At 71.1% G+C, this 7,223-nt stretch carries 10 protein-coding genes; 9 read left to right on the top strand and 1 reads right to left on the bottom strand.

Going from position 1 to position 7,223, the window contains the following annotated elements:
- The 4 genes from AC2VNT_RS14950 to AC2VNT_RS14935 form a co-directional block, all read left to right on the top strand.
- Nucleotides 1–580: prolyl oligopeptidase family serine peptidase (locus AC2VNT_RS14950; RefSeq protein WP_486947602.1), on the top strand; the 580-nt coding region annotated here is incomplete at its 5' end.
- Nucleotides 581–600: 20 nt separating this feature from the next.
- The gene (locus AC2VNT_RS14945; protein WP_486947601.1) at nucleotides 601–1,248 is read left to right on the top strand and encodes an HAD family hydrolase; all 648 of its coding nucleotides are present in this window, start codon (nucleotides 601–603) and stop codon (nucleotides 1,246–1,248) included.
- Between the two features lie 20 nt (nucleotides 1,249–1,268).
- The gene (locus AC2VNT_RS14940) at nucleotides 1,269–1,760 is read left to right on the top strand and encodes a glutathione peroxidase (RefSeq protein WP_486947600.1); all 492 of its coding nucleotides are present in this window, start codon (nucleotides 1,269–1,271) and stop codon (nucleotides 1,758–1,760) included.
- 28 nt (nucleotides 1,761–1,788) lie between these two features.
- Nucleotides 1,789–3,447, top strand: a complete 1,659-nt coding sequence (locus tag AC2VNT_RS14935; RefSeq protein ID WP_486947599.1) for an FAD-binding dehydrogenase — start codon at nucleotides 1,789–1,791, stop codon at nucleotides 3,445–3,447.
- A 48-nt stretch (nucleotides 3,448–3,495) separates the two neighbouring features.
- Here AC2VNT_RS14935 and AC2VNT_RS14930 read toward each other — a convergent pair whose 3' ends face one another.
- Nucleotides 3,496–4,134 (bottom strand): MBL fold metallo-hydrolase, encoded by a 639-nt coding sequence (locus tag AC2VNT_RS14930; RefSeq protein WP_486947598.1) that lies wholly within the window; start codon nucleotides 4,132–4,134, stop codon nucleotides 3,496–3,498.
- 62 nt (nucleotides 4,135–4,196) lie between these two features.
- Here AC2VNT_RS14930 and purS point away from each other — a divergent pair, with 62 nt between their 5' ends.
- The 5 genes from purS to AC2VNT_RS14905 all read left to right on the top strand — a co-directional run.
- Nucleotides 4,197–4,436 (top strand): phosphoribosylformylglycinamidine synthase subunit PurS, encoded by a 240-nt coding sequence (purS, locus tag AC2VNT_RS14925; RefSeq protein WP_486947597.1) that lies wholly within the window; start codon nucleotides 4,197–4,199, stop codon nucleotides 4,434–4,436.
- Nucleotides 4,433–5,107: a phosphoribosylformylglycinamidine synthase subunit PurQ gene (gene purQ, locus AC2VNT_RS14920; RefSeq protein ID WP_486947596.1), complete on the top strand. Its 675-nt coding sequence runs from the start codon at nucleotides 4,433–4,435 to the stop codon at nucleotides 5,105–5,107. Before purS ends, purQ begins: the two co-directional genes overlap by 4 nt.
- Nucleotides 5,108–5,109: 2 nt before the next feature.
- Nucleotides 5,110–6,393 carry a M18 family aminopeptidase gene (locus AC2VNT_RS14915; protein WP_486947595.1) on the top strand — a complete coding sequence of 428 codons (1,284 nt, stop codon included), beginning with the start codon at nucleotides 5,110–5,112 and terminating at the stop codon, nucleotides 6,391–6,393.
- A complete protein-coding gene (locus tag AC2VNT_RS14910) occupies nucleotides 6,390–6,659 on the top strand; it encodes a hypothetical protein (RefSeq protein ID WP_486947594.1) in 270 nt (89 codons plus the stop codon). Before AC2VNT_RS14915 ends, AC2VNT_RS14910 begins: the two co-directional genes overlap by 4 nt.
- Nucleotides 6,659–7,223 (top strand): AIR synthase related protein (locus AC2VNT_RS14905; RefSeq protein ID WP_486947593.1); only part of this gene is annotated, 565 nt, incomplete at its 3' end. The genes AC2VNT_RS14910 and AC2VNT_RS14905, both read left to right, overlap by 1 nt.

The raw sequence follows: 7,223 nt of genomic DNA, 5'->3' as shown, positions 1-7,223 counted from the left end.
CGGCAAGCTGCTGCAGAAGCAGCACACGTTCACCGACTTCGTCACGGCCGGACGGCATCTCGTTGACTCCGGGGTTAGCGCCGCGGGGCATCTGGTGGCGCTGGGGGGCAGCGCCGGCGGGCTGCTGATGGGGGCGGTGGCCAACCTGGCGCCGGAGCTGTTCGCGGGAATCCTGGCCCAGGTGCCGTTCGTCGACCCGCTGACCACGATCCTGGACCCGTCGCTGCCGCTGACGGTCACCGAGTGGGACGAGTGGGGGAACCCACTGGCCGACAGTGAGGTCTACGCATACATGAAGGCGTACTCGCCGTACGAGAACGTCGCGTCGCGTCCCTACCCGGCGATCCTGGCGATGACCTCACTGAACGACACCCGAGTCTACTACGTGGAGCCGGCGAAATGGGTTGCTGCGCTGCGACATGCGAACCCGTCCGGTGCGCCGGTGCTGCTGAAGACCGAGATGACCGCGGGGCACGGCGGGATCTCCGGGCGGTACGAACGATGGAAGGAGACCGCGTTCCAGTACGCGTGGTTGCTGGATGCGGCCGGGGTCGGCGCGCCGACCGTGCCGACGGACTGATTCCGGCGCAGCCATCCTCGATGACCTACACGTTGTTCGCCTTCGATCTCGACGGGACGATCGCCGACTCGGCCGACTGCGTGACGGCGGCGTTCGCCGCCACGTTTGCCCGCCACCGGATGCCGGCGGTCGACCCGCAGGACATCATCGACCGCATGGGTCTGCCGCTGCGACAGGTTTTCCGCGAAGTCACCGGAACCGGCCACGACGACGACGAATACCGGCGGCTGGTGGCCGATTATCGGGCGGTCTACCGCGAGCTGCTGCCGCAGAAGACCCGTGCGTTCCCAGGGATTCGGCAGGCACTGGACCGGCTCACCACCAGCCGGGCGATCTGCGCGATCGCAACCAGCAAGACGACCGAGTTCGCTGTCGCCTCGCTGCGCCAGCTGGGCCTGGACGGTTACTTCGCCGTCGTCGTCGGCGACGACACCGTCACCCGCTCCAAACCGGATCCGGAGATGGCGCGCCGCATTCTCGCCGAAACCGGCGTCGACGCGGTGGAAGCGGTGGTGGTGGGCGACGCGGTCGTCGACATCGAGATGGGTCGCGCCGCCGGCGTGGACACCATCGCGGTGACCTGGGGTGCGCAGTCCGCCGCGACGCTTGCCGCTGCGGCACCGACGCACATGATCGACACCGCCGAAGCGCTGACCCGTTTCGTCTGACCCGGCGTAGCGTCGGATGCATGACCACGCTCACCGACATCCCGCTGACCACCCTCGACGGCGAACCCACCGCACTGGCCGACTACGCCGACCGGGCCGTGCTGGTGGTCAACGTCGCCTCCAAATGCGGGCTGACGCCCCAGTACAGCGCGCTGGAGCGGCTCGCCGAGGACTACGCCGACCGCGGTCTGACCGTCATCGGTGTGCCGTGCAACCAGTTCCTCGGCCAGGAGCCCGGCACCGCCGAGGAGATCCGCACCTTCTGCTCCACCAACTACGGGGTGACCTTCCCGCTGCTGGCCAAGACCGAGGTCAACGGCGAGGGCCGACACCCGCTCTACGCCGAGCTGGCCAAGACCCCCGACGCCGACGGCGCGGCCGGCGACATCCAGTGGAACTTCGAGAAGTTCCTGATCGCCCCCGGCGGGAGGGTGGTCAACCGCTTCCGCCCGCCGACGGTGCCGGACGCCCCGGAGGTGGTCAGCGCCATCGAGGCGGTCCTGCCGAGTTGATGCGTCGGCCGCACTAGGCTCTGCGGGCATGGGTGACAGGCCGGATGCCGATGCGATCATCGTCGGGGCGGGGCTGGCCGGCCTGGTGGCCGCCTGCGAGCTGGTGGAGGCCGGCAACCGGGTGGTCGTCGTCGACCAGGAGAACGGCGCCAACCTGGGCGGGCAGGCCTACTGGTCGTTCGGCGGGCTGTTCCTGGTGAACAGCCCCGAGCAGCGCCGGCTCGGCGTGCACGACAGCCACGAGCTGGCGCTGCAGGACTGGCTGGGCACCGCCGGGTTCGACCGCGACGACGAGGACCACTGGCCCCGGCAGTGGGCGCACGCCTACGTCGACTTCGCCGCCGGGGAGAAGCGACGTTGGCTGCACGACCGCGGGTTGCGGCTCTTCCCGCTGGTCGGCTGGGCCGAACGCGGCGGCTACGGCGCGCAGGGGCACGGCAACTCGGTGCCCCGGTTCCACATCACCTGGGGCACCGGGCCGGCGCTGGTGCAGATCTTCGCCCGCCGGCTGCTCGGCCATGCCCGGGTGACGTTCGCCCACCGGCATCGGGTCGACGAGCTGATCGTGGCGGACGGCGTGGTGACCGGGGTGCGCGGCAGCGTCCTGGAACCGTCCGACACCGCGCGCGGGGTGGCGTCGTCACGGGTTGCGATGGGGGAGTTCGAGCTTCGCGCTCAGGCGGTGATCGTCACCAGCGGCGGCATCGGTGGCAACCTGGATCTGGTGCGACAGAACTGGCCGACCCGGATGGGTCGGGTGCCGTCGCAGCTGTTGGCCGGGGTGCCCGCCCACGTCGACGGCCGGATGATCGGAATCGCCGAGACGGCCGGCGCCCGGGTGATCAACCGGGATCGGATGTGGCACTACACCGAAGGAATCACCAACTACGACCCGATCTGGCCCGACCACGGCATCCGGATCATCCCCGGGCCGTCGTCGCTGTGGCTGGACGCCACCGGCAGACGGCTGCCCGGGCCGCTGTATCCGGGCTTCGACACCCTCGGGACGCTGGAGCATATCGCCCGCTCCGGGCACGATTACACCTGGTTCATCCTCAACCGGCGGATCATCGAGAAGGAATTCGCGCTCTCCGGCCAGGAGCAGAACCCGGACCTGACCGGGCGCAGCCTTTTCCAGCTGGCGCGCTCGCGCGCCACGTCCGGCCCGCCGCCGCCGGTGCAGGCGTTCGTCGACCGCGGCGTCGACTTCGTGCACGCCGACTCGCTGCGCGAGCTGGTCTCGGCGATGAACGGGTTGCCGGACGTGACGCCGCTGGACTACCCGACCGTCGAAGCCGAGGTCACCGCCCGCGATCGTGAGGTGGCCAACCGGTTCAGCAAGGACGGCCAGATCACCGCGATCCGCGGCGCCCGGGCCTACCTGGGCGATCGGTTCACCCGGGTGGTGGCGCCGCACCGGCTCACCGACCGCAAAGCCGGGCCGCTGATCGCCGTCAAGCTGCACATCCTGACCCGGAAGACGTTGGGCGGGCTGGAGACCGACCTGGATTCGCGGGTGCTGCGGACCGGCGGCGCCCCGCTGCCCGGGCTGTACGCGGCCGGCGAGGTGGCCGGGTTCGGCGGTGGCGGTGTGCACGGCTACCGGTCGCTGGAGGGCACGTTCCTGGGCGGGTGTATCTTCTCCGGCCGGGCGGCCGGCCGGGGTGCGGCCGCCGACATCGCCTAACTCGCCTCCGCGCGCCGGGGTCCCGGGCGTTCGGCCACCGGGGCGGGGTCAGAACGCGACGGCGCTCTCCTCGGGCAGCACCCGGAAATCGGTGTCGGTCATCTCGGCCAGCCGGCCGTGGTAGATGCCGCGCGCGTCGGGGGCGATGATCGCCTGGTGGATCGGGACCGCGTGGACCGGTGCCACCGCCCGCAGGTAATCGACCGCCTCGGAGATCTTCATCCACGGCGCCGCCGCCGGGGTGGCCAGCACGTCCACCGGCTCGTCGGGCACGAACAGCGCGTCGCCGGGGTGCAGGAACCGGGCCGGGTGGTCGCCGTCGCCGACCAGGTAGGAGATGTTGTCGATCATCGGCAGCTCCGGGTGGATCACCGCGTGCCGGCCGCCGGCGCCGCGCACCGTCACCCCGCCGAGGGTGAACCGGTCGCCGACGTGCACCGCCCGCCACGGCGCCCCCAGCTGGGCGGCGGTCTGCGGGTCGGCGTAGAGCGCGGCACCCGGGTTGGCCTCGACCAGCGCCGGCAGCCGCGCGACGTCGACGTGGTCGGGGTGCTGGTGGGTGAGCAGGATGCCGGCCAGGCCGGTGATGCCCTCGAAGCCGTGTGCGAACGTGCCCGGGTCGAAGAGCACCCGGGTGCCGTCGAAGTCGGCGAGCAGGCAGGAGTGGCCGAAATGCGTCAGTTGCATGTCTTCGATTAAACCCGCCACCGGTAAAGTTAGCCGTCGATCAACCCGAGAGGAGAGTGCCGGTGGCCCGGGTGGTGGTGCACGTGATGCCCAAGGCGGAGATTCTCGACCCGCAGGGTCAGGCGATCGTCGGCGCGCTGGGCCGGCTCGGACATTCCGGCGTATCGGATGTACGGCAGGGCAAGAGGTTTGAGCTCGAGGTCGACGACAGCGTCGATGACGCGGCGCTGGCCGAGATCGCCGGCTCGCTGTTGGCCAACACGGTGATCGAAGACTGGACCGTCAGCCGGGAACCGTCGTGACCACCCGGATCGGCGTCATCACCTTCCCGGGGACCCTGGACGACGTGGACGCCGCCCGCGCGGTGCGGATGGTCGGCGCCGAACCGGTCAGCCTGTGGCACGCTGACGCCGACCTGAGGGACGTCGACGCGGTGGTGGTGCCCGGCGGCTTCTCCTACGGCGACTACCTGCGCGCGGGGGCGATCGCCCGGTTCGCCCCGGTGATGGCCGAGGTGATCGACGCGGCCGGCCGCGGAATGCCGGTGTTGGGGATCTGCAACGGTTTTCAGGTGCTCTGCGAGACCGGCCTGCTGCCCGGGGCGTTGACCCGCAACGCCGGGCTGCACTTCGTCTGCCGCGACGTGTGGCTGCGGGTGGCCGCCACCTCGACGGCCTGGACCTCGCGGTTCGAGCCGGACGCCGACCTGCTGGTGCCGTTGAAGTCCGGCGAGGGCCGCTACGTCGCCCCGGACAGCGTGCTCGACATGCTGGAGGCCCAGGGCCGGGTGGTCTTCCGGTACCTGGACAACGTCAACGGATCGCAGCGCGACATCGCCGGGATCAGCTCGGCCAACGGCCGGGTGGTCGGGCTGATGCCACACCCCGAGCACGCCGTCGAGGGGCTGACCGGGCCCTCCGACGACGGGCTGGGTCTGTTCTACTCGGCGCTTGATGCGGTGCTGGCGGCTTAGTGGTGGCCGAGCCGACGACCGCCAGCGCCACCGGACTATGCGAGTTCATCGACGCCTCCCCGTCGCCGTATCACGCCTGCGCCACGGCCGCCGCCCGGCTGCGCGCCGCCGGCTACAGCCAGCTGCACGAGACCGAAGCGTGGCCCGCCCAGGCCGGCGCGTTCTTCATCGTGCGGTCCGGCTCGCTGGTGGCCTGGAACGGCACCGGCGAGCCGGGTCGCCCGTTCCGGATCGTCGGCGCGCACACCGACAGCCCCAACCTGCGGGTCAAACAGCATCCCGACCGCGAGGTCGCCGGCTGGCAGACGGTGGCGCTGCAGCCCTACGGCGGGGCCTGGCTGAACTCGTGGCTGGACCGCGACCTCGGCGTCAGCGGCCGGCTGGCGGTACGCGACGGCGACGCGATCACCGAGACGCTGGTCCGCATCGATGAGCCGGTGTTGCGGGTGCCGCAGCTCGCGATCCACCTGGCCGAGGACCGCAAGTCGGTGACCCTGGACCCGCAGCGGCACGTCAACGCGATCTGGGGCAGCGGCGGCGCCCCGGGTTCGTTCCTCGGCTACCTGGCGAAGCGAGCCGGGGTGGCAGCGGACCGGCTGCTGGGATTCGACCTGATGACCCACGACCTGACCCCGGCGGCGGTGACCGGCGCCGACCGTGAGTTCGTCAGCGCGCCCCGGTTGGACAACCAGGCCAGCTGCTACGCGGGGCTGGAGGCGCTGCTGGCCACCGACGGACCGGCGCCGAGCGCCCACCTGCCGGTGCTGGTGCTCTTCGACCACGAGGAGGTCGGGTCCACCTCGGATCACGGGGCACAGTCCGATCTGCTGCCGACGACGCTGGAGCGGATCACCCTGGCCGGCGGCGGTGACCGGCAGGACTTCCTGCGCCGGGTCGCCGGGTCGATGCTGGCATCGGCGGACATGGCGCACGCCACCCACCCGAACTACCCGGAGCGACACGAGCCCGGGCATCAGATCGCGGTCAACGCCGGCCCGGTGCTCAAGGTGCAGCTCAACCTGCGTTACGCCACCGACGCGCGCACCGCGGCGGCGTTCGCGCAGGCCTGCCAGCAGGCCGGGGTGGAGCTGCAGCGCTACGAGCACCGCGCCGACCTACCGTGCGGGTCGACGATCGGGCCGATGAGCGCCGCACGCACCGGGATCGCCACCGTCGACGTCGGCGCCGCCCAGCTGGCCATGCATTCGGCGCGAGAGTTCATGGGTGCCCGCGACGTGGCCGACTACGCCGCGGCGCTGGCCGCGTTTCTGCGCGGAGCAGGATGACCTGGTTTCAGGTGGGGATCCTCGACGACTACGCGGGCGAGGCCATCGTGCTTGCCGGCGAAGACCCGGCCGGGCTGCGAATGTGCCGGGAGGCGCTGCAGGCGGCACACGAGCAGGGCGAAGGCTCATTCGATTCGGTCGGGGGTCACCCACCGAGTGCTGCATCAACAGGCGCGGCCGACATCGAGTTGGGGCCGCCGCGGGTGGACCGGCGCTTCCACGACCTGTCGGTAGGGGAGGATCCGCCGGACTGGATCGACTTCTAATGCCACCGCTGAGGTGGGCGCACGGCAACTACACTGTCGCCGTGACATCCGGGCCCGCCCAGCCGCCGCTCGACACCGTCGAGCACGCCGCCGCCACCCCTGAGCACCCCCAGCCCTACAAGGAGCTCGGCCTCAAGGACGACGAGTACCAGCGGATTCGCGACATCCTGGGCCGCCGTCCGACCGACGCCGAACTGGCCATGTACTCGGTGATGTGGAGCGAACACTGCTCGTACAAGTCCTCGAAGGTGCATCTGCGCTACTTCGGCGAGACCACCACCGCCGAGATGCGGGCGGCGATGCTGGCCGGCATCGGCGAGAACGCCGGGGTGGTCGACATCGGCGACGGCTGGGCGGTGACCTTCAAGGTGGAGTCGCACAACCATCCGTCCTACGTCGAGCCCTACCAGGGTGCGGCGACCGGTGTGGGTGGCATCGTCCGCGACATCATGGCGATGGGCGCCCGCCCGGTGGCGGTGATGGACCAGCTGCGGTTCGGGGCCGCCGACGCCCCCGACACCCGTCGGGTGGTCGACGGGGTGGTGCGCGGCATCGGCGGCTACG

Source organism: Mycobacterium sp. TH-M15 (assembly GCF_057473705.1).
This window is presented reverse-complemented; position numbering and strand designations above follow the sequence as displayed.